Annotated in this window: 25 protein-coding genes, 3 tRNA genes and 5 pseudogenes; 20 read left to right on the top strand and 13 right to left on the bottom strand. The window is 35.1% G+C overall.

What is annotated here, in order from left to right; translation table 11 throughout:
- Positions 1–106: 106 nt before the first annotated feature.
- Entirely contained in the window at positions 107–508 is a 402-nt protein-coding gene (ccmE, locus tag AAGD69_RS02875) for a cytochrome c maturation protein CcmE (protein WP_341812536.1), read from the top strand.
- Positions 509–713: 205 nt separating this feature from the next.
- On the opposite strand, the pseudogene AAGD69_RS02870 reads toward ccmE, so the two are convergent.
- The 7 genes and pseudogenes from AAGD69_RS02870 to AAGD69_RS02840 form a co-directional block, all read right to left on the bottom strand.
- Positions 714–1,034: pseudogene (locus tag AAGD69_RS02870) on the bottom strand (helix-turn-helix domain-containing protein); the annotation flags it as partial.
- A 55-nt stretch (positions 1,035–1,089) separates the two neighbouring features.
- On the bottom strand, positions 1,090–1,284 hold the full coding sequence (locus AAGD69_RS02865; RefSeq protein WP_341812535.1) for a hypothetical protein: 195 nt from the start codon (positions 1,282–1,284) through the stop codon (positions 1,090–1,092).
- A gap of 50 nt (positions 1,285–1,334) precedes the next feature.
- Positions 1,335–1,502, bottom strand: coding sequence for a hypothetical protein (locus AAGD69_RS02860; RefSeq protein ID WP_341812534.1), 168 nt, complete (start codon positions 1,500–1,502; stop codon positions 1,335–1,337).
- 283 nt (positions 1,503–1,785) lie between these two features.
- Positions 1,786–1,938, bottom strand: coding sequence for a hypothetical protein (locus tag AAGD69_RS02855; protein WP_341812533.1), 153 nt, complete (start codon positions 1,936–1,938; stop codon positions 1,786–1,788).
- 62 nt (positions 1,939–2,000) lie between these two features.
- Complete coding sequence (locus AAGD69_RS02850) at positions 2,001–2,846, bottom strand: magnesium transporter MgtE N-terminal domain-containing protein (protein WP_341812532.1); 846 nt, start codon at positions 2,844–2,846, stop codon at positions 2,001–2,003.
- A 78-nt stretch (positions 2,847–2,924) separates the two neighbouring features.
- Positions 2,925–3,614, bottom strand: coding sequence for a hypothetical protein (locus AAGD69_RS02845; RefSeq protein ID WP_341812531.1), 690 nt, complete (start codon positions 3,612–3,614; stop codon positions 2,925–2,927).
- Between the two features lie 200 nt (positions 3,615–3,814).
- Positions 3,815–3,890: transfer RNA gene (locus AAGD69_RS02840), tRNA-Ala, on the bottom strand.
- Between the two features lie 444 nt (positions 3,891–4,334).
- Here AAGD69_RS02840 and AAGD69_RS02835 point away from each other — a divergent pair.
- Together AAGD69_RS02835 and nuoF are read left to right on the top strand one after the other, a co-directional pair.
- Positions 4,335–4,407 (top strand) — tRNA-Lys (locus tag AAGD69_RS02835).
- A 19-nt stretch (positions 4,408–4,426) separates the two neighbouring features.
- Positions 4,427–5,680, top strand: a complete 1,254-nt coding sequence (gene nuoF / locus AAGD69_RS02830) for an NADH-quinone oxidoreductase subunit NuoF (protein WP_341812530.1) — start codon at positions 4,427–4,429, stop codon at positions 5,678–5,680.
- Positions 5,681–5,708: 28 nt separating this feature from the next.
- Here nuoF and infC read toward each other — a convergent pair whose 3' ends face one another.
- The 3 genes from infC to nuoI all read right to left on the bottom strand — a co-directional run bounded on the left by infC (position 5,709) and on the right by nuoI (position 8,809).
- The gene (infC, locus tag AAGD69_RS02825; RefSeq protein ID WP_265032780.1) at positions 5,709–6,227 is read right to left on the bottom strand and encodes a translation initiation factor IF-3; all 519 of its coding nucleotides are present in this window, start codon (positions 6,225–6,227) and stop codon (positions 5,709–5,711) included.
- 12 nt (positions 6,228–6,239) lie between these two features.
- On the bottom strand, positions 6,240–8,141 hold the full coding sequence (thrS, locus tag AAGD69_RS02820) for a threonine--tRNA ligase (protein WP_341812529.1): 1,902 nt from the start codon (positions 8,139–8,141) through the stop codon (positions 6,240–6,242).
- A gap of 185 nt (positions 8,142–8,326) precedes the next feature.
- On the bottom strand, positions 8,327–8,809 hold the full coding sequence (nuoI, locus tag AAGD69_RS02815) for an NADH-quinone oxidoreductase subunit NuoI (protein WP_038199316.1): 483 nt from the start codon (positions 8,807–8,809) through the stop codon (positions 8,327–8,329).
- Positions 8,810–9,023: 214 nt separating this feature from the next.
- Between nuoI and mnmE the strand changes: the two genes are divergently transcribed.
- From mnmE to AAGD69_RS02800, 3 genes are all read left to right on the top strand, one after another.
- The gene (gene mnmE / locus AAGD69_RS02810) at positions 9,024–10,352 is read left to right on the top strand and encodes a tRNA uridine-5-carboxymethylaminomethyl(34) synthesis GTPase MnmE (RefSeq protein WP_341812528.1); all 1,329 of its coding nucleotides are present in this window, start codon (positions 9,024–9,026) and stop codon (positions 10,350–10,352) included.
- Positions 10,353–10,399: 47 nt separating this feature from the next.
- A tRNA-Ser gene (locus tag AAGD69_RS02805) sits at positions 10,400–10,487 on the top strand.
- A gap of 177 nt (positions 10,488–10,664) precedes the next feature.
- Positions 10,665–11,681 (top strand): NAD(P)/FAD-dependent oxidoreductase, encoded by a 1,017-nt coding sequence (locus AAGD69_RS02800; protein ID WP_341812527.1) that lies wholly within the window; start codon positions 10,665–10,667, stop codon positions 11,679–11,681.
- Here the strand turns inward: AAGD69_RS02800 and AAGD69_RS02795 are convergent.
- Positions 11,657–12,640: pseudogene (locus tag AAGD69_RS02795) on the bottom strand (IS481 family transposase). The gene AAGD69_RS02800 and the pseudogene AAGD69_RS02795 sit on opposite strands and share 25 nt — an antisense overlap.
- Positions 12,641–13,129: 489 nt before the next feature.
- Here AAGD69_RS02795 and ltrA point away from each other — a divergent pair.
- The 11 genes and pseudogenes from ltrA to AAGD69_RS02745 all read left to right on the top strand — a co-directional run bounded on the left by ltrA (position 13,130) and on the right by AAGD69_RS02745 (position 19,271).
- Positions 13,130–14,431, top strand: a complete 1,302-nt coding sequence (gene ltrA / locus AAGD69_RS02790; protein ID WP_341811720.1) for a group II intron reverse transcriptase/maturase — start codon at positions 13,130–13,132, stop codon at positions 14,429–14,431.
- 214 nt (positions 14,432–14,645) lie between these two features.
- A complete protein-coding gene (locus AAGD69_RS02785) occupies positions 14,646–14,855 on the top strand; it encodes a hypothetical protein (protein ID WP_341812633.1) in 210 nt (69 codons plus the stop codon).
- Positions 14,856–15,365: a phage tail protein gene (locus AAGD69_RS02780; RefSeq protein ID WP_341812526.1), complete on the top strand. Its 510-nt coding sequence runs from the start codon at positions 14,856–14,858 to the stop codon at positions 15,363–15,365.
- Positions 15,365–15,839: pseudogene (locus AAGD69_RS02775) on the top strand (hypothetical protein). The gene AAGD69_RS02780 and the pseudogene AAGD69_RS02775 overlap by 1 nt, the downstream one beginning before the upstream one ends.
- Positions 15,826–16,290, top strand: a complete 465-nt coding sequence (locus AAGD69_RS02770; protein WP_341812525.1) for a phage baseplate assembly protein V — start codon at positions 15,826–15,828, stop codon at positions 16,288–16,290. The pseudogene AAGD69_RS02775 and the gene AAGD69_RS02770 overlap by 14 nt, the downstream one beginning before the upstream one ends.
- Positions 16,291–16,298: 8 nt before the next feature.
- A complete protein-coding gene (locus tag AAGD69_RS02765) occupies positions 16,299–16,553 on the top strand; it encodes a PAAR domain-containing protein (protein ID WP_341812524.1) in 255 nt (84 codons plus the stop codon).
- 2 nt (positions 16,554–16,555) lie between these two features.
- The gene (locus tag AAGD69_RS02760; RefSeq protein WP_341812523.1) at positions 16,556–16,891 is read left to right on the top strand and encodes a GPW/gp25 family protein; all 336 of its coding nucleotides are present in this window, start codon (positions 16,556–16,558) and stop codon (positions 16,889–16,891) included.
- Positions 16,892–16,893: 2 nt separating this feature from the next.
- Positions 16,894–16,992 (top strand): annotated as a pseudogene (locus AAGD69_RS02755) (baseplate assembly protein J); the annotation flags it as partial.
- Positions 16,993–17,091: 99 nt separating this feature from the next.
- Positions 17,092–17,904, top strand: a complete 813-nt coding sequence (locus AAGD69_RS02750; protein ID WP_410529841.1) for a transposase family protein — start codon at positions 17,092–17,094, stop codon at positions 17,902–17,904.
- Between the two features lie 95 nt (positions 17,905–17,999).
- Positions 18,000–18,233 (top strand): annotated as a pseudogene (locus tag AAGD69_RS06960) (ankyrin repeat domain-containing protein); the annotation flags it as partial.
- A 96-nt stretch (positions 18,234–18,329) separates the two neighbouring features.
- Positions 18,330–19,271: a hypothetical protein gene (locus AAGD69_RS02745; protein WP_341812522.1), complete on the top strand. Its 942-nt coding sequence runs from the start codon at positions 18,330–18,332 to the stop codon at positions 19,269–19,271.
- Positions 19,272–19,377: 106 nt separating this feature from the next.
- Here the strand turns inward: AAGD69_RS02745 and AAGD69_RS02740 are convergent, their stop codons facing one another.
- Together AAGD69_RS02740 and AAGD69_RS02735 are read right to left on the bottom strand one after the other, a co-directional pair.
- Entirely contained in the window at positions 19,378–20,220 is an 843-nt protein-coding gene (locus AAGD69_RS02740; RefSeq protein ID WP_341812521.1) for a hypothetical protein, read from the bottom strand.
- Positions 20,183–20,473, bottom strand: coding sequence for an ankyrin repeat domain-containing protein (locus AAGD69_RS02735; protein ID WP_341812520.1), 291 nt, complete (start codon positions 20,471–20,473; stop codon positions 20,183–20,185). The genes AAGD69_RS02740 and AAGD69_RS02735 overlap by 38 nt, the downstream gene beginning before the upstream one ends.
- A 317-nt stretch (positions 20,474–20,790) precedes the next feature.
- Between AAGD69_RS02735 and AAGD69_RS02730 the strand changes: the two genes are divergently transcribed.
- The 3 genes from AAGD69_RS02730 (at position 20,791) to AAGD69_RS02720 (ending at position 23,918) form a co-directional block, all read left to right on the top strand.
- The gene (locus AAGD69_RS02730; RefSeq protein WP_341812519.1) at positions 20,791–22,020 is read left to right on the top strand and encodes a hypothetical protein; all 1,230 of its coding nucleotides are present in this window, start codon (positions 20,791–20,793) and stop codon (positions 22,018–22,020) included.
- Between the two features lie 659 nt (positions 22,021–22,679).
- Complete coding sequence (locus AAGD69_RS02725; protein WP_341812518.1) at positions 22,680–22,862, top strand: hypothetical protein; 183 nt, start codon at positions 22,680–22,682, stop codon at positions 22,860–22,862.
- 237 nt (positions 22,863–23,099) lie between these two features.
- On the top strand, positions 23,100–23,918 hold the full coding sequence (locus tag AAGD69_RS02720; protein ID WP_341812517.1) for a hypothetical protein: 819 nt from the start codon (positions 23,100–23,102) through the stop codon (positions 23,916–23,918).
- Positions 23,919–23,930 lie beyond the last annotated feature (12 nt).

The raw sequence follows: 23,930 nt of genomic DNA, 5'->3' as shown, positions 1-23,930 counted from the left end.
ATTTTTGCTTACCTTATTAGTTTTACGTTGATTACCGGAGAACTGATTTTTACCATTTCTTGCTATACTAAAAGTAAAAAAATTCTAGAAAGCCTGAAAGATAATAATGAAGAAAAAACATAAGCGATTACTTATAACTTCAGGAATTTTCTGCTTTTTAAGCTGCATAGTCTTTTTTATTTTAACGATGCTCAAAGAAAATATCTCATTTTTCTATACAGTAAGTGAGGCAATAGTTTTACCAAATAATCAAAAGCCAATCCGTGTTGGTGGAATGGTCGTTGAAAATAGCGTGATACGCAACGAAAGTGAAGTGATTTTTCAAATGACAGATTTTAATAAGAGCGTTATGGTGAAATATCAGGGAATACTTCCACCAATGTTTTCAGAAAAAAGTGGTGTTGTTGTGCAAGGTAAAATGTTTGATAATAGTACTTTTCTTGCAGATACAGTGTTTGCAAAACATGATGAGAACTATATGCCGAAAGTTTTAAAACAAACTCCCTAACCCCAGGTGTACCTAAATAGTATGTGGAGAAAGCAGCAGCCTGCTAGCAAGCTGTTACTTTCCTAACTACTTACAATATATCAAAGTGAGTTGGTGCTTCCCATTCATCAGACCTGCTGCGAATCAAGCAATAAAAAGAAGGAAAGGAGGGTGACTAAAATCAAGGTTAACTAAAAGGCGTGCTTAAGATTCACAATACCAGCAATTCTTTTGTTATAGTAACTTTTTTGGCAAGTAATGGCTCTATTTTCTTCAGTAACCTACATACATTTGCGTTGTGCACATTGAACAGGCACCCTAAAAATCTATGTGTTATGTAAGTGCGATAGTACAAAATTACGCAAAATAACTTATCTTCTAGAGTTGGTAGTTGTGATCTTCTACCATGGCACTTTTTCTGTTTTTCAACTCTTTCCCACCCAGACCTCACTTTTTCCACTACCTTTTCGAACTCCTCTATAGTTAAACCTGTTATATTACGAAAGTTTCTTGGGTGTTTCTTCATGTTATAGTAACTAAAGCTCATTTTTTTACCTTACTCAATCTGCTTATTCTTCTTCTACTTCTCTCACATTATTTTTTCAATCACCTTTTGCAGCAGGTCTTATATTATCACCACCAATTGTTCCTGTTTTTAAATTTTCAACCTCTTCTTTTAGGTTATTAAAGTTTTCTTTCAAAAATTTAAGATCCTTCTTATTATCCATAACTAGCTCTTCAACCCTATTTGAATTATCATACAATTCATCCATATAATCTTGATGACCTTTCAACACGTCATTTAATTTAGGAACAAATGTGTCGTTTAAATCTGCGATTAGTTTATCTAGAATTGTGTGGACATATTTGACCTGTGCATTCTTTTCTTTATCGCTCTCAAAAGATTTAGGCTTAATTTGACTTCTATGTCATCTATTACTCTAGAGTCGTTTTCGCCTATTCCGCTTATTAATTCAAAGTTGCTTTCGCTTTCTTTTACACTGTAATTACTCATATTAACTACTATAAAAAATTAGAATTTAAAACTAACTAGTTACCTTGAAATGGTATGTGAAAAAAGTAATAGCCCAGTAGGCTATTACTTTTTCTTATTTTTGCTAATTATTAGCTATTTTCTATCCTAGTGGATTTAACTCTGGAGAAAAAAAGGTGTTGGGATTTGTTATGTCAGAATCCATGAATGAATCTACTTCCTCTCTCAATTTATCGATTTTCCCAATTAAACCTGAATCTTTATCACCAATTTCCTTCTTGATTGTAGATAAGTGCTGTGCGGTTTAGTTTACTACATTATTGATATGTTTTATTATGGGATTGACTGATTTTACAAATGTGTCAGCTTTTACCATCCCTTTAGTTCCTGTTATCTCTTTTAATGGTGCCTCAATTAACTCCACATTAAATTTTTTATCTTCTGTTGAATTATTCATATTTATTAACTCCTTAAATAATAATATTAAAAATAATGTTATTCATTATCTTCTGTAATCTGCTAAACAGATACGGAGTAATCCTGAACAGTATAAGCATCATTACTGTTAAGGTAATACTCTTCATTTACTACAGAAGAATGTTGATAGCTAAATTGATTGGGGTTAACTATATCATCACCTTCCAGCAATTCCTTAAGTTCTTCAAGTTTTTCTTTCATTTCCTCTTGCTTCACATTTTGTTCCTTAAACCTTTCTTTCAACATCTTAATAATATCATTAGATTGATCCTTACTGTCAAGATCACCAATCACAGCTGTCACTTTCTCATAAGGCAGTTTGTGAATGATATCTTTAAGCTCTTCTACGCCTATGTTATCCAAAAGTTCTTTAAACTGCTCATTAGACATATTGCGAGCAAAAGCTTGAAGTTTGTCTGGGTTATCAACTAAAGACTTAATGATAATCTGAATCTTATTAGAATCAGTTAAATCCTGAGCAATTGCTTCGAGTTTCTCATGATCAAGCTTATTAACTAAGTCTTTCAGTTGATCTTCCTGCAAGCTATTTACTAAAGCTTTCAACTGATCACCTTCTAATTCTTTGGAGAGTATTGTCAAGTGGTGCTCAGCCAAGTCTTTTGCAAGCACTGTAAATTGCTCGTCATTTAAAGTTTTAATAAGTGCTTTGAACTGATCCACTTTTAAGTGAGGTAAAATTTCTTTTACTTGCTCTGGATTTAAGTCTCTCACTAGAGCTTCAAGCTGAGCATCATTTAAAATAGGAACAATTATTTGTAACTTTTCTGGATTTAGTTCCTGAGCAAGGGTTTGTAATTGGTGGTTGGTTAGATGATCTACTAAAGCTTGGAGTTGTTCATCTGTTAAGTTCTCTGCTAAAGCCTGCAACTGGTTTGAGCTCAACTTAGGAACGATTTTTTGTAGTTGCTCGTTGCTAAAAGTATTGGCAAGAGTCTTTAGTTGATTTTAACTCAGCTCAGGAATTATTTTTTGCAGTTGCTCGTTACTAAGGGTATTGGCAAGAGTCTTTAACTGGTTTTCTGTTAGGTTCTCAGCAAAAATTTTGGCAAATGCATTTGATAATAGTATACTCTCTGGTATATTGGGTAGTACTATATCTCTTATCATCTGTCTCTCACCGCAGTATAACATAATGTTTTGTAATGCCTCATTGTCAGGTGAGTCAATTATATTTCCTTCCCTGTCTGAAAAATAATATTTATTGTTACCAGTATCTGACTCTTCCCATGTTACATATTGGTATTTCAGTTGTTCCGACCCAACAGTACTCCTACAACCACTAATGACCATACCCTTCACAAAATTTGTTGCAATTGATAACTTAACTAATGTATTACTGTAATATACAAGTGCATGCTTATTGTTTACATAATCTGAGTTAGAATCATATTTTACCTTGCTTGCCAGACCTTCTTCATTTTTCTCTATGCATATGAAACGGTCTTTGCAAAGATCGCCGCAGAATTTTGCAGGTAAGTTTAGTACTACATCATTTTTATCATCCAGTGGTACAAGCTCAACTTTTTTAACAGATGTACGATGCATCCCGTTAGACCAATCTATATTATGTCTAATCTGATCTTTAAGCACCTCTTTCCCAGACACCATCTTAAAAACATGCTTTTTTCCACTCATAAATATGACCTAATAAATTTAATTATAGTTATTCTAACATTTATTAATTAATTTATTGTTAAGTTAGTATATATCAGAATTATAATAACAAACATTACTTGCATAAAGAAAAGTTACAGAAAGAGGGATTTTTTAGGGAACCAGTATAAAATACTCATGGGCTAAAATAAGCTGACTTTATGATATGCTAGAACCTATATTGGTGGAGGCAAGCGGGATCGAACCGCTGACCTTCTGCGTGCAAAACAGATGCTCTACCAGCTGAGCTATACCCCCAGGTAATTCTTGCTTAAAGCATAAATCACTCAAGCTGAAATGCAAGAAATATTTATCTGTTATAGCTAAACTGACTTAGATTTACTGACAATTTGAAAAACCGTCATTTCGCTACGTGTTAGCGGAATCTATCTGCAGCAGTGTGACGTGTTAGCTATAGGCTATTGCTAAGCATTATAATAGTGCACAAATTCTGCAGGTATATACAGTTTTCTATTTTTCTTGTCTCCTTAGCGTTATACTTCACACCATCCAAATAAATCTGTGAACTGAAAATTAACAAGAAGTTTTCCTTTAAAAATTTTTTAAATTATCCATAGATTTTTTAACTAAATTATCACTAAGCAGTATATTATATAATTTATTTAACCACACATGAAAATTTTAGTTTGATTAAAACGGATAAAAACTGTATTGATGTTTAGTATAGCTGAAAAATGAAATGATCCCGTAGCTCAGCCGGTAGAGCAACTGACTTTTAATCAGTGGGTCACGCGTTCGAATCGCGTCGGGATCACTCACAAATTTTGAAAAACATGCTAAAAGAACAAGACAAAATATTCACCAACCTAAATGGTAAAGAAACTCCACTACTTAAGGGTGCAAAAAAACGTGGTAGCTGGCAAAAAACAAAGAAGTTACTAGATTTAGGATCAGAAAAGATCATTGATGAAGTAAAGAAATCTGGTTTGAGAGGTCGAGGGGGTGCAGGATTTTCCACCGGCCTTAAGTGGAGTTTTATGCCCAAAAATCTCCCAAAAGCATATTTAGTAGTCAATGCAGATGAGTCAGAACCTGGTACATGTAAAGATAGAGATATATTGCGATATGAGCCACATAAGTTACTTGAGGGAATTCTCCTAGCCGGCAAAGCGATCAGCGCATCAGTTGCGTATATTTATATCAGGGGTGAATTTTATAATGAATATTTAGTTCTAAAAAAAGCACTTGAGGAAGCCTATAAAGAAAACTTAATTGGAAAAAATGCCTGCAAATCAGGTTATGATCTTGATGTGTTTATCCATAGGGGTGCAGGAGCTTACATATGTGGGGAAGAAACAGCTCAACTCGAATCAATTGAAGGAAAAAAGGGCTTTCCTCGCATGAAACCTCCATTTCCCGCAGGTGTTGGACTTTTTGGCTGTCCAACCACAATAAACAACGTTGAAACTATAGCCATGGTTCCAGATATTCTAAATCGCGGAGGAGAATGGTTTGCATCTCTTGGTAAACCAAATAATACTGGTACTAAGATTTTTTGTATTTCAGGACATGTAAACAACCCGTGTAATGTTGAAGAAGAGCTCGGAATTCCACTACGTGAATTGATTGAAAAATACGCAGGTGGAGTGCAAGGAGGTTGGGATAATTTACTTGCTGTAATACCTGGTGGGTCTTCAGTGCCATTAATTCCAAAATCTATATGCGATACTATTGAAATGGATTTTGATTCATTAAGAACCGCACAATCAGGGCTTGGTACTGCTGCTGTAATAGTGATGGATAAATCAACTGATATAATAGCTGCAATAGAGAGGTTATCACACTTTTACATGCATGAGTCCTGTGGACAATGCACACCATGCCGTGAAGGTACTGGATGGATGTGGAGGATTATGAAGAGGATGGTGGCAGGAGATATTAAGCCTGATGAAATAGATAAGCTGCTTGACCTTACAACTCAAATAGAAGGACATACAATTTGCGCACTTGGTGATGCTGCAGCTTGGCCGATTCAAGGATTAATAAGACATTTTCGCCATGTTATCAAAGAGAGAGCGATAGTTTAACTCTACTTATACTTCTTAAGCCGTTTTGCTACTTAGCAACCAGAGCTAAAAAATATTGATTCCCTTCCCTTTTAGGTGCCAATTCTACCTTTGCAATATCTTCAGTGTCTCTAATTAGCCGTTCTAATTTTTCCAGTCCGACTTCAGTGTTTATAAGCTCTCTGCCCTTAAATCTCATTGTAACTTTGATTTTATGTCCGTGGGCAAGTAAGTCTCTTGCTTGACGCAATTTTGTTTCGTAGTCGTGATCACCAATATTAGGACCCAGTTTAATTTCTTTTATAGTTAATGTTTTTTGTTTCTTTTTTGCTTCACTTGCTTTCTTTTTTATATCATACTTTTGTTTGCTATAATCCAGAATTTTACATACTGGAGGGGTTGAATCAGGTGCAATTTCCACCAAGTCTAAACCAACACCCTGTGCAAATTCCAAAGCTCGTTCTATTGGCACGATTCCGACCATTTCACCACTATGATCAACTAAGCGTACCTCCTTAGCTGTGATGAATCCATTAATTCTGTTTTTATTGTTCTTTTTAACTTGCAAACTTTAACTCCCTTAATTCAAATTAATACTTTTTAACAGCGATTCAGTAGCCTTTTCCAAAGAAAAAGACTCCTGTCTTTCCGATCCTAAATTTCTCACTGACACAGTTTTACTTGTAACTTCATTTTTGCCTATAATCCACAATATAGGAACCTTGTTTGAACTATGCAAACGTATCTTATAACTAATTTTTTCATTGGTCAAATCAGTCTTGACTCTCACACCTTGTTCTTTTAAAATATTGCTAATTTCTGTGGCGTAACCGTCAGCTTCATTTGTAATGGTCAGAATAGCAAGTTGCGTTGGAGCAAGCCAAACTGGAAATTTTCCTGCATAATTTTCTATCAAAATTCCGATAAAACGCTCAAAAGTCCCAAGAATTGCCCTATGTAACATGACAGGGTGATGCTTGTACCCATCTGCCCCTATATAAAAAGCTCCCAGACGTTCTGGTAAAATGAAATCAACTTGTAATGTTCCACATTGCCAATTTCTGCCTATTGCGTCTTTCAAAACGAACTCTAACTTTGGACCATAAAATGCACCTTCACCAGGGTTAAGTTTATAACTCAAGCCCGCTTCTTTAACGGCTTCAAGCAGCGCTTTTTCAGCTCTATCCCACACTTCATCATTACCTGCTCTAATATCTGGACGGTCTGAAAATTTCACAGAAATTTCATTGAATCCAAACTCTGAATATACTTCTTTTAAAAGGTCACAAAACTTTACAGTTTCAGAATTTACTTGTTCTTCCATACAAAAAATGTGTGCATCGTCTTGCGTAAAACCACGCACTCGCATCAGTCCGTGCAATGAGCCTGAGCTTTCATTTCTATGGCATGTGCCAAACTCTGCCATACGTATTGGTAGATCGCGATAGCTTCTAGTGTGAGAATTAAAAATCTGCACATGAAAAGGGCAATTCATAGGTTTTATTGCTAGCTTTTTGCTTTCAGATTCATCAACAATAAACATATTTTCACGAAATTTATCCCAATGTCCCGACTTTTCCCACAGTTCCTTGCTTACTAAAATAGGGGTTTTTACCTCAAAATAGCCATTATTTATTAGCTTCTTTCTGATGTAAGACTCAAGAACATTATATAAAATATATCCTTGTTCATGCCAAAAAACCTGCCCGACAGCTTCCTCTTGGATGTGAAATAAATCCATATCCTTGGCAATTTTGCGGTGATCACGTTTCTCTGCTTCTTTGAGACACTCAAGATAAGCGTTTAATTCATCCTTATTTCTCCATGCTGTGCCATATATTCGCTGCAACATTGGGCCCTTTGCATCACCTCGCCAGTATGCACCCGCTACTTTCATAAGTTTAAATGCTTTAACCCTGCCGGTTGATGGTGAGTGCGGACCACGGCATAGGTCTACAAAATCGCCTTGTCTATAAACAGTTAGGTTTTCACTCTCTGATATAGAGGATATAATTTCAACCTTATATTTTTCGCCTATACCACTAAAGAAATCAACTGCCTGCTTGCGAGTCCAAACCTCTCGAACAAATCTGTGATTACTTTTTACAATCTCTTTCATTTTCTTTTCTATTGCAGCAAGATAATCCGTAGTGAAGGTACGATCTGTAGCAAAATCATAGTAAAAACCGTCCTGAATTGTTGGGCCAATAGTAATCTGAGTATTAGGAAATAGCTCTTTCACTGCCTGCGCCATTATATGAGCAGCATCATGCCTTATTATATCTAAACCCGCTTCGTCACTCAGTTGTATCACCTCTATCTCTGCATCAGATTCAATTTCACGTGAGAGATCATACAACTCACCGTTTACTTTCAATGCAACTGCTTCTTTCAAAGCATCCGGTTGTAATATATCAAAGCCAGTGACTCTACTACTGTATTCTTTTACTTTTTGTTCGGTTGAAAAGGTAACTTTTATCATTCATCAGACCTTTTGTCATCCCAGTGCGTGACACTGGGATCCATGTTTCTTTTTTTTCTAGATTCCAGCGTCACGCGCTGGAATGACACCAAAAGGTGAGCTACTGATCTTTCACTTAAATAACAGTTGTACAAGAGATCCATTACATACTTTCTGTAAGAAATTTTAATTGTTGACATACCTAGTTAATAATACGGTCTATTCTTTTTCAACCTGAGTGCAATTGCGTCTTCCCAAACTTCACCATTACGCAATAACTTTTCTTTATTGTACATTAGCTCCTCTCTTGTTTCAGTAGCAAATTCAAAGTTAGGACCCTCCACAATTGCATCAACTGGACATGCCTCTTGGCAAAGTCCACAGTATATGCATTTTGTCATATCAATATCATAGCGCGTGGTGCGACGACTACCGTCTTCTCTTTCCTCCGCTTCAATAACTATTGCTTGAGCAGGGCAGATAACTTCGCATAATTTACAAGCTATGCATCGTTCTTCACCGTTTGGATACCTACGCAACGCATGCTCACCACGAAACCTTGGACTTAAAGGGCCCTTCTCCATAGGATACCTCAAAGTAACCTTTGGCTTAAACATATATTTTAATGTAATAACAAACCCTTTAATTAACTCTACAAAAGACCAATACCAAGCTAATTTCTTGAGCATAAAATATTTAAAACCTATGTTGATAATTATAAATCATATTATCAGTTTTCAAAATAAATATTTTTACCTGAGTGACCTTTGCAGTTTTTTATATAATCATATTTATTAATATGATATTACTATAAACTAGCAAGATAGATAAAAATTTTGAATATTTTCAAATTAGGTATTTTGGTTTCTTAAGTGTAATATTGCTAAGTAGTTTATATAAATAATGACAAACACAAATGAAACTATTTTCGCTTTATCGACCGTATTGGGTAAGTCAGGAGTTGCAGTAATCAGAATTTCAGGCAACTACGCGCTTAAAGCTTTAAATCATTTTCATATTAAGAAAGAAATTAAACCAAGATTTGCTACTTTAGTTGATCTATATGATGATTCCAATCAATTGATAGATAATGGAATAATCATCTATTTCCCTGCTCCAAACAGTTTCACTGGCGAGAACGTTATAGAGTTACAAGTGCATGGAAGCAAGGCAGTCATAAAAATCATCTTGGAGGAATTATCAAAAATTTTTGTTATGGCCAGGCCTGGAGAATTCTCACTTAGGGCTTTTCTAAATGGTAAATTTGACTTAACGCAAATAGAAGGGATTGCAGACTTAATTGATGCTGAGACGAAAATGCAAGCTAAACAAGCGATTAAGCAGATATCGGGAGAATTGGAGAGACTATACAGCAATTGGAGGCAAAGATTAATAACGATACAATCCAAAATCGAAGCATATATAGACTTTCCAGAGGACATTTGGGCAGAAAAAAGTGAATTGAAAAAAATTAATAATGAAGTGCAATCTCTCGTGCAGTTGATACAAGAGCATTTAAATGATAATAGACGGGGCGAAAGGTTGCGTGAGGGTTTACATATTGTAATAACTGGTGAACCAAATGTCGGTAAATCAACTCTGTTTAATTTCTTAGCCAAGCGTGATATTGCTATTGTTTCTGAATATGCAGGCACAACAAGAGACGTGCTTGAAGCTCATATTGACATTGGCGGATACCCAATCATTCTCTCTGATACTGCTGGAATTCGTGAGAGTTCAGACCCGATAGAATCAGAAGGCATAAGTCGAGCAAAAAAGAGGTCTTTTGAAGCTGATCTAAGAATAGAACTATTTCCTTTTGGAAAACGTTATAATATCAATTGCAACGTTGTAAATAGCGATACTATTTATGTATTGAGCAAAGCTGACGATGCAATTAATGACAGAAATATACTGATTGGCGGTGTAGATTTTCTACCTATTTCTATTTTAAAGGGAATAGGTACAAACAAGTTGATCTCTCTCATAAAAAAGAAGGCAGAGGAAAAATTTGGGCATGATAGAGACACTCCTGTGATTACTCGGCAAAGACATAGGAGTCACATGCAGAAAGCACTGGAACATTTACAACGTTTTAATATCGATAATCCAATTGAGTTGATATCTGAAGATTTGAGGCTTGCTGCATTTGAACTTGGTGCGGTGATTGGAATTATTAATGTTGAGGAAATATTGAGTAGTGTGTTTAGCAACTTTTGCGTGGGCAAGTAAAGCTTTTATAGATTGCTTAAAATCAAATGTTGTGATAGAAAAGAAATGGACGGATGGCCGAGCGGTTTAAGGCACCAGTCTTGAAAACTGACGTACGTGATGAGCGTACCATGGGTTCGAATCCCATTCCGTCCGCACGCTACTTTTAGCATCCCGCTATGTTAGCTGATTTTTAGAGCTTATTTGGACTATGTGGTTCATAACGCTGGAAATCTTATCTAATCTAGCCACATCTTTTAAAAATACATCCCTTTGTAAATTGACCTTATTAGCGAAGAAAGCTAATATCTATAAATAGATTACCATCTGAATATGAAAACCGATATAGTAATAATAGGTGCAGGGCCTATTGGAATATTCACTGCTTTTCAAGCGGGAATGCTTGATATGAGATGTCATATAATAGATGTTTTGGATCAAGCAGGAGGACAATGCACAGCTCTTTACCCAGAAAAGCCAATATATGATATACCTGGTTATCCTGTAATTACTGCCCAAAAATTAATTAAGCAATTAATGGAGCAAGCTTCACCATTTGAGCCTGTTTACCATTTAAGTCAAAAAGTGGAAAAGATTTCGAATAACTGTGATCAAAGCTTTACTATCATAACTAACACAGGTACAGAGGTAAAATGTAAGGCTGTTATTGTTGCTGCAGGTAACGGAATGTTTGAACCTAACCGTCCACCCTTAAGTGGTATATTAGAATATGAAAATCAATCTGTATTTTACAGTGTAAATAAAATTTCTGATTTTCAGGACAAAACTATAGTCATTTCAGGGGGGGGTGATTCTGCAGCTGATTGGACTGTAGAACTTTCTAAAGTTGTAAAGAAAATTTATGTGATACATAGAAGAAAGGAATTTCGCTGCACTCCTGAAACTAGAAATAAATTAGAATCACTTGAAAATGATGGAAAGATAGAACTGGTAGTGCCATATCAATTACACGAACTAGCAGGAGGTAATGGGCAGTTGAGCGCAGTGATAGTAAAAAAAATTGCCTCTAAGGAAGAAAAAGAAATATCCGCTGATTTTTTGCTGCCATTTTTTGGATTGTCAATGAATCTTGGTCCAATAAACAGTTGGGGTATAGAGTTAGAACATGGCCGCATAGTTGTTGATCCGACTACCTTAAAAACCAGTAGAGATAGAATATATGCAATCGGAGATATAGCTACTTATTCAGGCAAACTAAAGTTAATATTAAGTGGTTTTGCCGAGAGTGCCATGGCTTGTTATGACATATACAAAGTAATCCACAACTCTCCAGTCAATTTTCAATATTCAACTTCAAAGGGAATTCACGGGAAAGAAAAACTTACTTGACACCCTTCGCCCCTGTATGGTCCCAGAGTGTGATGGTAAGGATTTAGTATAAACAATTCAGGAGATTTTGTCCACTGAGAACATGTAAATTCAAAAGGAGTAAGACCATTAAGAGTTTTGAGTCTCTTTGCATAATTGTAAGCCATGACAAAGTCATAAAGATGCTTTGTGAGTTGCTGATGTGATTGGTAGTAGTATTTTTTAACAGTAGCATTTTTTAAAGTTTTGTTCATACGTTCAACTTGCCCATTTGTCTAAGGATGGCTGATTTTTGTTAGACGATGTTCAATATTATGTTCTTCACAAACTCTATCAAATATGTGTTGGAAAGCGTATTTATGGCGTTTCTGGTTGGTAAATTGTATACCGTTGTCTGTCAAAACAGTGTGGATTTTATACGGTAGAATTTTAATCAAATTACGTAAAAACTCAGCAGCTATGGGTTTTGTAGCACTTTTATGTAACTCAATATAGGTGAATTTGGATGTTCTATCTATAGCAACAAATAGATATAGTTTTCCCTCCTCTGTTCTGACTTCTGCAATATCAATATGGAAATAGCCTATAGGATATTTCTTAAATTTCTTTTTTGGTTTAGCTTCACCATCAACATCTGGCAGTTTGCTAATGTTATGTCTTTGTAAACAGCGATGCAGGCTAGAACGAGTTAAGTGCGGAATTGTAGACTGCAAGGCATAAAGGCAATCATCTAATGGTAGAAGTGTATGCTTCCGAAATGCGACGATTATTGCTTCTTCTTCTAAAGTTAGAACAGTTGATCTTGGATGTTTTGGACCCATATCAGCGTCTTTAGTGAATGAGCGTTTTCTCCACTTAATAATAGTTTTTGGATTAAGGTTATAATACTTTGAGAGTTTTGCTATGCTCTCTTTACTATTTTGTATTGCTCTACGAATCGTCTCTGTTGTTTTGGCACACCCATGTAATACTTGTCCCATAATTCCTCCTTTGATGGTATTTTTTTCTCACATTTTATCATACTATCACACTCTGGGACTGTACACAAAAAAAATTATGCTACGTAAGGTAACAAGCGTAGTAGGGCTAATAGAAGGGACAATATAGGATGCAACGAAAGTAAAGGTATTGAGTCCCGAAATTTTTGACGATATGGAGGTTGACGCTCTCTTGCAGGCGGAAGACAAAATAAGTGATAACGAAAAGGCAAGATATCACTTGCTCCATCGGGATCTAAGGCCGTGTCATGTGTTGAGATGGAACTTACGTGAACTTGGGAGATCCTTTGTATTCCCAATAGGGTACTCTAGAACAAGTCAATAAAGGCGAGGACTGGGGAAAGATACGAAGGAAGTCGGACTAACTGATAGTACTCAGAGTGTGGGAAAGCCACATACAAGGGGAAGCGGTTAGCAATATAGTAACTGGTATAGGGATTGCTATACAAATACAACAGAGATTGGAGGAATATGCAAGGAAAACTAGACCAGATAGTAGAAAGAGCGAAGCGAGATAAACGATTGAAATTCACATCGTTAGTGCATCTGATAAATGCAGAGAATCTTGCAGAGTGCTATAAGGAACTAAAACGAAACAAGGCTTGCGGTATAGACCAGGTAACAGTGGAAACTTACGGAGAAAATCTTGAAGAGAAGCTTAGAACTCTAGTGGATAGCATGAAGAAAAAGCAGTATCAACCGCAACCGGTGAAAAGGGTATATATACCAAAAACTGGGAGCAAAGAGAAACGCGGGCTCGGAATACCATCAACAGAAGATAAGTTGGTACAGATAATGTTAAAGAAGATACTAGAAAGTATTTATGAAACAAATTTTCTGGACAACTCTTATGGATTTCAACCAGGAAGAAGCTGTCATCAAGCGGTCAAAACACTGAATAAAGCAGTTATGGACAAACCAATTAATTACATTGTAGAAGTGGATATCAAGAAGTTCTATGATAATATTCAGCATAAATGGCTAATGAGATGTCTGAGAGAGAGGATAACAGACCCCAACTTATTGTGGTTAGTAAAACGGTTTCTCAAGGCAGGAATAGTTGAAGCTGGACATTATGAAGCAACCGAACAAGGTACACCACAAGGCGGTATAGTAAGCCCAATATTAGCTAAAATATACCTACATTATGTATTGGATTTGTGGTTTGAAAAGAAATTTAAACCTAGATCCAGAGTGAGTATGCAGCTAATAAGGTTTTGCGACGATTTTGTAGTGTGCTGCGAAAAGGAAGAAGATGCGAAAGAGTTCTTGGAATTGCTGAAACAAAGATTAAGAAAATTTGGATTGGAAATATCTGAAAACAAAACAAGAATAGTAAAGTTTGGCAAGAGAGAATGGTATCAAGCAGAAAGAGAGAAACGAAGAAAGAATAGCTTCAAATTTCTTGGATTTACCCATTATTGTGGAAAGAGTCGTAATGGTAGACTAATGATAAAACAGAAAACTGTAAAAACAAGTCTAGCCAGAAAGATTAAAGAAATCAAAGAATGGATGAAGAGAATTCGAAATCACGATCGTCTTAAAGAATGGTGGCAGAAACTCAAAACTAAACTAACAGGACACTATAGCTATTTCGGAATTAGCGGAAATTATCGATGTTTAAGTCAATTCTATCGATCGATAACAAGGCTAGCATTTAAGTGGATAAACCGACGTAGTCAAAAGAGAAGTATGAAGTGGGAGCAATTCAACCATTACTTACTAGTCAATCCACTACCAAAGCCAAAAATACACTATTCTTTATATACATGAGAGCGAATGCTATGAATGCTATTATTGTGGAGCCGTGTGCGGGAAAGCTGCATGCAAGGTTCTTGTGGGGAAGTTATAAGAACAAAACTCAAACAAGAGGTATAGGACTATGACTTCTACCGAACAAAAAATAAAAAGATTATTTAAAGACTGTTTTGCACATCTAGGGCAGCAAGCGTTGTATGAATCAAGGGATAAGTAATACAAGGTACAGATATTAAAGCAACAGCCAGATAAATTATATGGAATTGGTGAAGGACAATTTGTAGGAGAAATTTTGACTTTAGAAGTAAGTGTGTTTGATGTATTAAAGCCAATGGTAGGAGATACTTTTGTTATTGGTAACCGTAGATACAAAGTACATTCACCGCCGCTTAGGGATAATTCAGGAATAATCTGGAAAATTCAAGCGTCAGGAGTATAAATGCGTATTAACGTTGAAGTTACCGGTAGTATTGAAAAGGTAATACAAAGTATAGATGCTGAAAGGAAAAAAGTGGAAAAAGCGACGGTGAGGGCATTAAACAAAACAGCGCTGTGGGTAAGGTCACAAACTGTCAAACAAGTAAACGAAGAAAAACAAATACCAAAAAAAGCGATGAGAAAAAAGTTAAGTGTGGATAAAGCAAATAGAAAGCGTTTGTGGTCAGTAGTAAAGCTTAGTTCCCAGTGGATAGGAGTAGCAAAATTTGGGAGCATAAAACAGACAAAGATAGGAGCAAGGGCAGGAAGCCATATGTATGAAGGAGCATTTATAGCAACAATGAAAAATGGTCATATAGGAATATTCAAAAGAAGGTACATGACACCGTTACCAATAGATGAAATTAAAGTAAACACGCAAGCTCGGGAAATAATGAAAGAGTTAGTTGATAATGAAGTAGAGAGAGTATTTGAGAAGTATTTTGATCAGCAAATGAGTTATATGAAATAATGTTCTGGGGAAATTTACATGAGGCAATCTGTAATAAGGTCAGGGAAGAAATCCCAGCAATACAAACGTGCGAAATGTATCCAACAGAACGTCGGGAAATAATAGCGCCAGCGGTGTTTGTAGAGCTTGTGAGTTTGGAACCAGGAAAAGATCCGGGAACAAGAGGAATTAGCGCTAAGAGCAAGATTTGAAGCGAGAATTGTAGTTAATGGAACAGTTGAAGATTCTCAGGTAGTGGTAAGGTCACTGGCAGCGGAAGTTGCAAGGGTTGTAAGTAAAAATACTTGGAACGTGAAAAATATTGCACCTGGAGAGTTTTTATCAGCGGAAGTAGACGATTTTAAGCCAGAGTTGGATGCATACCTTATGTGGTTAATGGAGTGGACTAATGAGCTACATATAGGTCAATCAATGTGGTCAGGGGGTATTACGCCACATGTTATCGAAATAGGTAAAGCACATGTTAGACCATAATTTTGCGATCTCAGAGCTGAATAGGAAGTTAGCGAATATTATTCGTGTAGATCTAGTTAAAGAAGTAGACTATGAAAAAGCGAGAGTGCGGGTAAAAATAGGAGAATTTATAACCGATTGGCTTCCGTGGGTAACGGCAAGAGCAGGAGAAGATAGAAGTTGGTTTGCGCCAGATATTGATGAGCAGGTGATGGTATTATCGCCATATGGAGAGTTGTCATTAGGGGTGGTGTTACCGGCAATATATCAGGAAAAGTATCCTCCTCCGGAAAGTAAAAAAGAAGTAAGTAGTGTAGTATTTAAAGATGGAACAAAATTATCGTACGACAAGGAGAATCATCATCTTGAGATTGATGTAGTAGATAAAATAACGTTGAAAGTAGAAGGATCAAGCGTAGAGATGACAAAGGATGGAATAAAACTTAAGGCACAAAGAATAAATCTAAATTAGAAAAAGGAATGAATAAATCAGTTATATGCCTAGGAGATCACTGCGGGGAAGCGTTGCCGCATTTTTGTATAAGTGGAAGCAGAGATATATTTGTAAACGGAAGACCAGTTTGTCGGCAAGGAGATAGTTTTACAGAAGGTAAGGTAATGGCACAAGGGTCGAAAGCAGTGTTTGCAAATGGTCATGGTATAGGAAGAGTTGGGGATTCAGTATCTTGTGGTTTTAAGGTAATAAGTGGAAGTGAAAACGTGTTTGCGAGCTAAAAATGAGAGGTATGGATGCTAAAACAGGAAAAGAGTTAGAAGGAATAGAACATTTAAAGCAATCAATAGTTAATATTTTAACTACTCCTATTAACAGCAGAATAATGCGCAGGAACTATGGGTCAAGATTACTTGAGTTAGTTGAACGGCCAATCAATCGTGATTTTACGTTAGAAATTTACGCAGCAACCGCTGAAGCACTGGAAAAATGGGAAAAGAGATTTAAGTTAGAAAAAGTAAAAATAACAGAAGTGAAAGAAGGAAAAGTAACGCTTGACCTAGAAGGATTGTACTTACCAATGGGGGAAAAGATTCGCTTTGATGGAGTTGTGGTATAAAGATGGAGCAGCCAAATATTATCGAACCACTGAACTTTGAAGAGATTTTTTCTCGGATGAAAGAAGAATTAGTAAGTCGTGATGAAAGTTTTACGGCATTAGACCTGCTGCAAAAGGTGATTGAAAAAATAATGTGAGAGAAGTAGAAGAAGAATAAGCAGATTGAGTAAGGTAAAAAAATGAGCTTTAGTTACTATAACATGAAGAAACACCCAAGAAACTTTCGTAATATAACAGGTTTAACTATAGAGGAGTTCGAAAAGGTAGTGGAAAAAGTGAGGTCTGGGTGGGAAAGAGTTGAAAAACAGAAAAAGTGCCATGGTAGAAGATCACAACTACCAACTCTAGAAGATAAGTTATTTTGCGTAATTTTGTACTATCGCACTTACATAACACATAGATTTTTAGGGTGCCTGTTCAATGTGCACAACGCAAATGTATGTAGGTTACTGAAGAAAATAGAGCCATTACTTGCCAAAAAAGTTACTATAACAAAAGATAGAAGTATGACACCAGAAAAAATACTGAAGATTCTGGCTGATATTACAGAACAGCAAATACAGAGACCAGAAGATAGTAAAAAACGGAAGAAATCATATTCAGGAAAAAAAAGAACCAACACTATGAAAACTGAGATTGTTATCGAAGAAGGTGGAAGAATTTTATCAGTGTCAAAGTCATATCGTGGTAGAATTAATGATTTTTGCATAAGGAAACAAGAAAAATATTTACCAATCGATAGCATAAAATATGCCGATTCTGGATATCAAGGTTGGCAAAAATTGCAAAGCAATGTTATAATTCCATATAAAAAGTATCGTAAAAAGCCATTAACTCCAGAGCAGAAAGAGCATAATAGAAGATTAGCATCATTTAGAATGAGAGTAGAAAATAAGATCCGTGAGATAAAGATATTTAAGATTATGTCTCATATTTACCGCAATTTTCAGAAAAAATACAACCTGAGGTTCAATATTATTGCTGGTATTGTGAATCTTAAGCACGCCTTTTAGTTAACCTTGATTTTAGTCACCCTCCTTTCCTTCTTTTTATTGCTTGATTCTCAGCAGGTCTTGACAATGAGGGCAGAACACCACTACATTGGGCAGCTTACCACGCCAACGTTGATTTAGTAAAATACTTCATAGAGAGAGGAGCTGAAATTAAGGCCACTAAGAAATATGGGAATACACCATTACATTATGCCCTTAATGGTCGATGGAATGAGGATTATTTAGAGGTAGTTAAATACATAGCAGGAACAAGAAAATTAACTATTCCCAAAAATGTTGAAAACGTTGAAAAGGACAGCTTGGACATCATCAAATATGATTTTTACTGAAGTCTCCTATCTTACTCTCTTACGGTAGTGCAAGGTAGCTTTAATAGAATCTTAGATTAAAGAGTATATCTTTGTCTCAAAATGTTTTAAAGAGACATGACTACTGACACAAAGTTAACAGACTACGAAGTAGGGAAAAAATTAAAACATGAGAGGGAAAAGAAAAGATATACTCAGGCAGGTCTAGGAAGTAAAGTCGGAGTATTAGAGAAGCAAATGTCCAGATATGAGCGAGGGGAAAATCCGATTTCAATCATTATATTCTGTATGATAGTAGTGGAACTAATGATTGATATGGCAAAACTACTGCCTGAATCGATGGCATCAGAGAAAGGTGAGGTAGAAAAAACATTAAATCTAGTTAGAGAATGTAAAAAATTTAGGAACCAGGAATTATGTAAGATAGCCTCTGCATTAAATAAATCTATCCAGATGGGAGAAGAAGAGGGCAGAGAAGCAGGAAAGATTAAAGTAGCAAAGAATCTACTTAAAGCGGGTATTTCTGTTGATGTCATCCTCCAAACAACAGGCTTGTCTAAAGATGAACTTAAGAAACATGATAAAACAGAGATAGTTAATTTTATAGCCTATAAAACAGGGGAAAATATGAAAGACTGGAGGCTAGCAAGAGGACGTTCTCAGGAGGATTTAGGAAATGAAGTCGGTTTAACAGGTGGTCAAATACGACGCTATGAGCAAGGAACCCATATCATGACAATAGGAAAACTATGTAATGCAGCAGACAAATTATCAACGCACGCTCAAACTCTACTGCCGAAAATTAGTGAACTAATAGAAAAAGGCAATGTTGAAATTGAAAGAAGTAATGAGGATAGAGAGGGAGAAAATGGGGTACTAGATTTAGTGAGAGAGTATGAAAAAATTGATGATCAAGAAATACGTGATAAATTTTATTCATTAATTATGTCAGTATCTAAAAGAATACAGATTGATAAAGAAAAGGGTAAAAAAATAGGGGAAATAGAAGTGGCAAAGAATCTACTTGAGGTAGGTGTTCCTATTAATATAGGCGACTGACCTAAAAAATCTTAAAGCTAGTGGCATGCTTGAAAGACTATAAATATCAAGATAATTTCCTTGGAAAATCTCTAAGCTATTAACTTAACATCAACATCTGTCCTTACTATATACAACGGCTTACTGTTTCTTTGAAACTTGAGGCTCCTCTTATTTCATCAAGTTTTGTCAAAGGACCGATTTTTCCATTAGATTGACTCATTGCTTCAGAACGCATCAATTTCCCAGACCTTTCAAAGTAGCCTTGTTCAATAGCGTCGTACACTGAATACCCACCAAGTGAACAATTCTTACCCAATTCTTCTTTACAATTTTTGAACTTTTCCAATATTTCCTTTTTATTACTCACTTCTACTATTATTTTATCTTGCTTGTCAGGGTATAAATTAACTTCCAATTCTCCTAAACTAGTATAGAAAGTTAACACTATATTGCTACCATCTGCAAGATCAGTGTAATGCCTTATGCCTTTTTGCGTTATAATTTCTACCTCACTTTTACCGATTCTTATTATATCTCTTCCGTACTCTATTTCTCCTTGAGTTAGTCCTAAACTCCTTGCTCCATCTGTAATCTTCGCAACATCTATTTTGCTGTCCTCTGAGTATTCTAAGTAAAAAGTAGAATTATCCATTTTTGCATTTTTTACTTTACCAGTAGCTGCACTTTTAACAATTTCCATAAACTTTAAAGTATTATTGACATATTCTTCATGAGCTTTTTTCATATTAGTTTTGTGACCTTCAAACTTCTCCAGTTCGTCAATCACACACATACTGTTTATGTTATATAATAACGCTCCTTCTGATACTAATTTACATACTATACCACTAGCAATTTTTATATCTTGAGAACTCTTCTTTAAGTCACTAATTCTTTTTATTACATAATCTGCAAAATTATACCTACTTTCATACTTCTTTCCATATTTTACTCGCTGCGTTAACATTTACCAATAATGGAGTACACCCATCTCCATCCGCTGCGTTAACATTTACTCCTTTCTCTATTAGGTAATCTATAAAATCTGTATCGCCAGCTTTAGCAGCACAGTGTAATGCATACTCCTCTTCATCAAGATCTACTTCTCTTACTACATCTATAGGGCTACCTTCAGCAGCCTGGTCTAGTTGATGCTTTGCTTCCAATGGATCTGCTTCTCCACTACAACCCTGCTCAGGTTCAAAAATATCTTCAGTCATACACCCCCCTGGATAAAGATATTATGTGTAATACATAGTACGAATAAAAACTAATGCAAGCATAATTTTTCTAACTTTCGTATTTTTTAGAGAATTTATATTTTTTTCTTTCTATACCCATTTTACTTCAATAAACTTCACTGGCATTGGTACGCTTTCTTTTGAATTTGCTACATGGATTTCTTTTACCTATTTACTCTATAAATGGTTGTGCAACAAAGCTGAATTTACACAAACAAAATCTTTGGTTTACTTTTATTATAGGAATAGTTAATTTAAAGGACGGTTCGTAAGAAATTTGTGGAAGGGCAATATCTATGAAAAGATTTAATCTCATCAAAAATCAGAGACATTATATAGGGTTTAAAGTACAAACTAGGAGTTTATTAATCTTATCACTTTTGATACTAAATAGTAGTTTCACATATGCTGACAGAACAGTTATATCTTCATGTGATAAAGTACCTTCAGGTTATAATGGTAAGGTTTTTAGGATTAAGACTGATTACCCAACTGAAATTAGTAATGCAAAAAACCCGTGGGAATATATATCATTTAAAGAGGAACCACAAAAATACGCTTACACAATTTTAAAATACATATATGACGGAAATATTAACTGTGATTTTGATTTACATTGTAATAAGGTCGCTAATTGGTATCATGCACCATGGATGCATTATGGGATAACTGGTAGAGAATTTGTTAATGGTTTAACAAGAGAACGATCCTTCAAACCTGGTGAATTACATAATCATCAAAAATCTATGCTACAAAATTGGGCAATTTCTATTGTTAATGAGCAAGGAGCCTATACATATGGGCAGGTATGGCAAGATATAAATAACGCTGATATTACTAAAGGTAAATTCCTAGATGGCACAGTAAGCACAAAATTAGTATTTACAGAGGCAACGCAAGAGGATATTTCAACTCTTAAAAACAGTATCTCTTGGACTTGCTATATTAATCAGTCTGAGAAAGGAACTCCAAAGGTATTTAAGCAACTTAGATTATTTCAAATTGATTTTTTAGTTAAAGACAAGAGATCAGAAGAAACAGGATGGGTTGCAGGTACATTTATTTATGATTGTACTATAAATAATAAAAATCCGTGGTTTAATATGAAATTGATCGGTGTTGCTTGGGGTAATGACTCTAATTACTTTACATCAGATTATGCAATCGGGGAAAGATTATTAGAATGTTGGATAAATCCCGATGTGATGAAAAGTTCTTTAGGATATTTAGGTAGACTTAATGGTCCAATAGATAATAAAAAATCTTCATGTTTGTCATGCCATAGTACAGCACAACATCCTGAGAAATCTCCATCGGTACCACCAGAACATATAACAGAACGGGAAGTAAAATACTGGTTTAGGAATCTGAAAGAAGAATCATTTGATGATGGAGCATTTAATTTTGATTATTCCAAGCAGTTAAGCCATGGCATTAGAAACTACTATAGTGCTAAAAAAGAAAATGATCCTATTGGGTGTAATGCCTTTAATTATAAAGATATCACTCAAACTCCAATCAACTAATACAGTTTATGGCTTATTTATAATGGTCTTTAAAACGTGTGAGGGTGAAACTGTCAGATGGAAAACACAACAAGGCAATATCTTCTTGTGGATAGAATACCTTTGAAAGAAACACCTAACTTTAGCGTCACAAAAAATTTCATTATTTACTTTCTTCAAAAACACAAAAAAAGTACGTATATTTGTGAGAACAATTTAAACAAAAGCGGCGTTGTGAAAATAAAAACGCAAAATTGCTGCAACAAAGTTAGGCAAATTAGTTCATATATAAATGTAGCAAAAGTAGGCTAATATAGCTGATTTTGCGGTATAGTAAAATTATTATATAGAAAAGTTTGAACGTATTGTTTGGTAGACCAATCCATCCCAAAACAAAAAGCTCTCACCGCCCTTGGTTTTGACTACTGAAAATGGTTATGTTATTTAATTCTTAATAAATATAGTACTAAATTAATATTAGTTTATTTTAGAATAATAATTAAGATAGACTTATAAAAAACAGAATTAAAAAGTGAACAAAAGACCGTATATTAAGCCTATTAAGAGCCTTTTACTGAAACCACTTTAGGTTAGAAAATTTTTCTAAAATAGTAATTGACAAAGTTTTAAAGGTAGAGCAACATACCTAAAATATATTAAATTTTGTTAGGTGGGTAAGTATGGATTACGAAGATGTACAAAAGATATTACTAACGTCTATTAAAGAAGATGATCCTCATAAAGGGTTTAAAGAGTTAGAGACTAAGAGATATTGTATTGCATATCAGACACTATTTAATAGATGGAATAGCATAATACTACCACCTTTTTTAAAGAAAATTTTAGAAAGCGAAATTTGTTGAAAAGCCGATGATATCTTAGGTTATGTTAAACTTGATAGGTATGCACTAGGGAAAAAATTATTAACCTTAAAAACTGAAGATGGACAGAAATCTCTTCTTGATTCTTCTGATCGCTACAAAATTGCCTGCTGGTGTTGTTTTGAGGACGAGATAAGAGCTATTTTTGAGGAACTTAAATTAACATTAGGTAGCAAGCCAGTAGAGAGTTTAGTTAAAGGATGCAATAGAGGAGCTTTAATGATCTATTGGTCACATGCTATGAATAACCAGGAACATCAGTTAGAATTAAATAATGAACATCCATACGTTTATGCTTTTAAATGTGCGATGCTAGAAAAGCATGTTGAAGCTTTGGAATTCTTTTGGAATAAGTTACAGTCAATTGATTCTGTGTCTCCAAAAAGGAAAGAAGATTTATTAATGGAAGTAGCGTATAATAAAGGGCATTTTTCTACAGATGATGTTGGTATGGTTGATTTTTGCCTACGCTATCTTTGTGAAGATAAGTATCATGAGTTATTGAAAAGGGATTTTAAACAAAATAAGTATCATTATATATTAAATACGTTAATAGGTAGTTACTTTTTTGAAAGTGCCAAAAAGCTATTTGAGCATTTAGAGTCAGAAGATTTATCTACTGATAAGTACTCTACGTTAATGTTTGCAGCATTAGACTCGATTGTTTCTATGCCGGATGATAGTTTTATTAAATCTGGTAGTGACATGCTCACCTCTATGTGGAATCGTCCTGGATTTGAAGCTCATAGACAACACTATTTATATAAGTTAAGCGAACAACTCTCATCAACCAGAGATTTAGTTGCTTCTCTCATTAAGGAGAATAAAGCTATTAAAATATTATCTAAGATCGTTAACTCTCTTAACCAAGAACAAATGCACTCTATTATGGAAGAAGATAAGTCAATATATGAAATATTTACTAGAATTAGAGGTAGGCAATTCGACGGTGGAGCAGGTGATGGTCAGTTGCCAAGTTCATTATTAAATGTAGAAGCTGTAAAGCAGGAGGTTGCTGAGGGTAGAGGAAAAGTTTAGTGTTTCTGCTTT

Source organism: Wolbachia endosymbiont (group A) of Conops quadrifasciatus (genome assembly GCF_964027015.1).
Lineage (GTDB): Bacteria > Pseudomonadota > Alphaproteobacteria > Rickettsiales > Anaplasmataceae > Wolbachia.
This window is presented reverse-complemented; position numbering and strand designations above follow the sequence as displayed.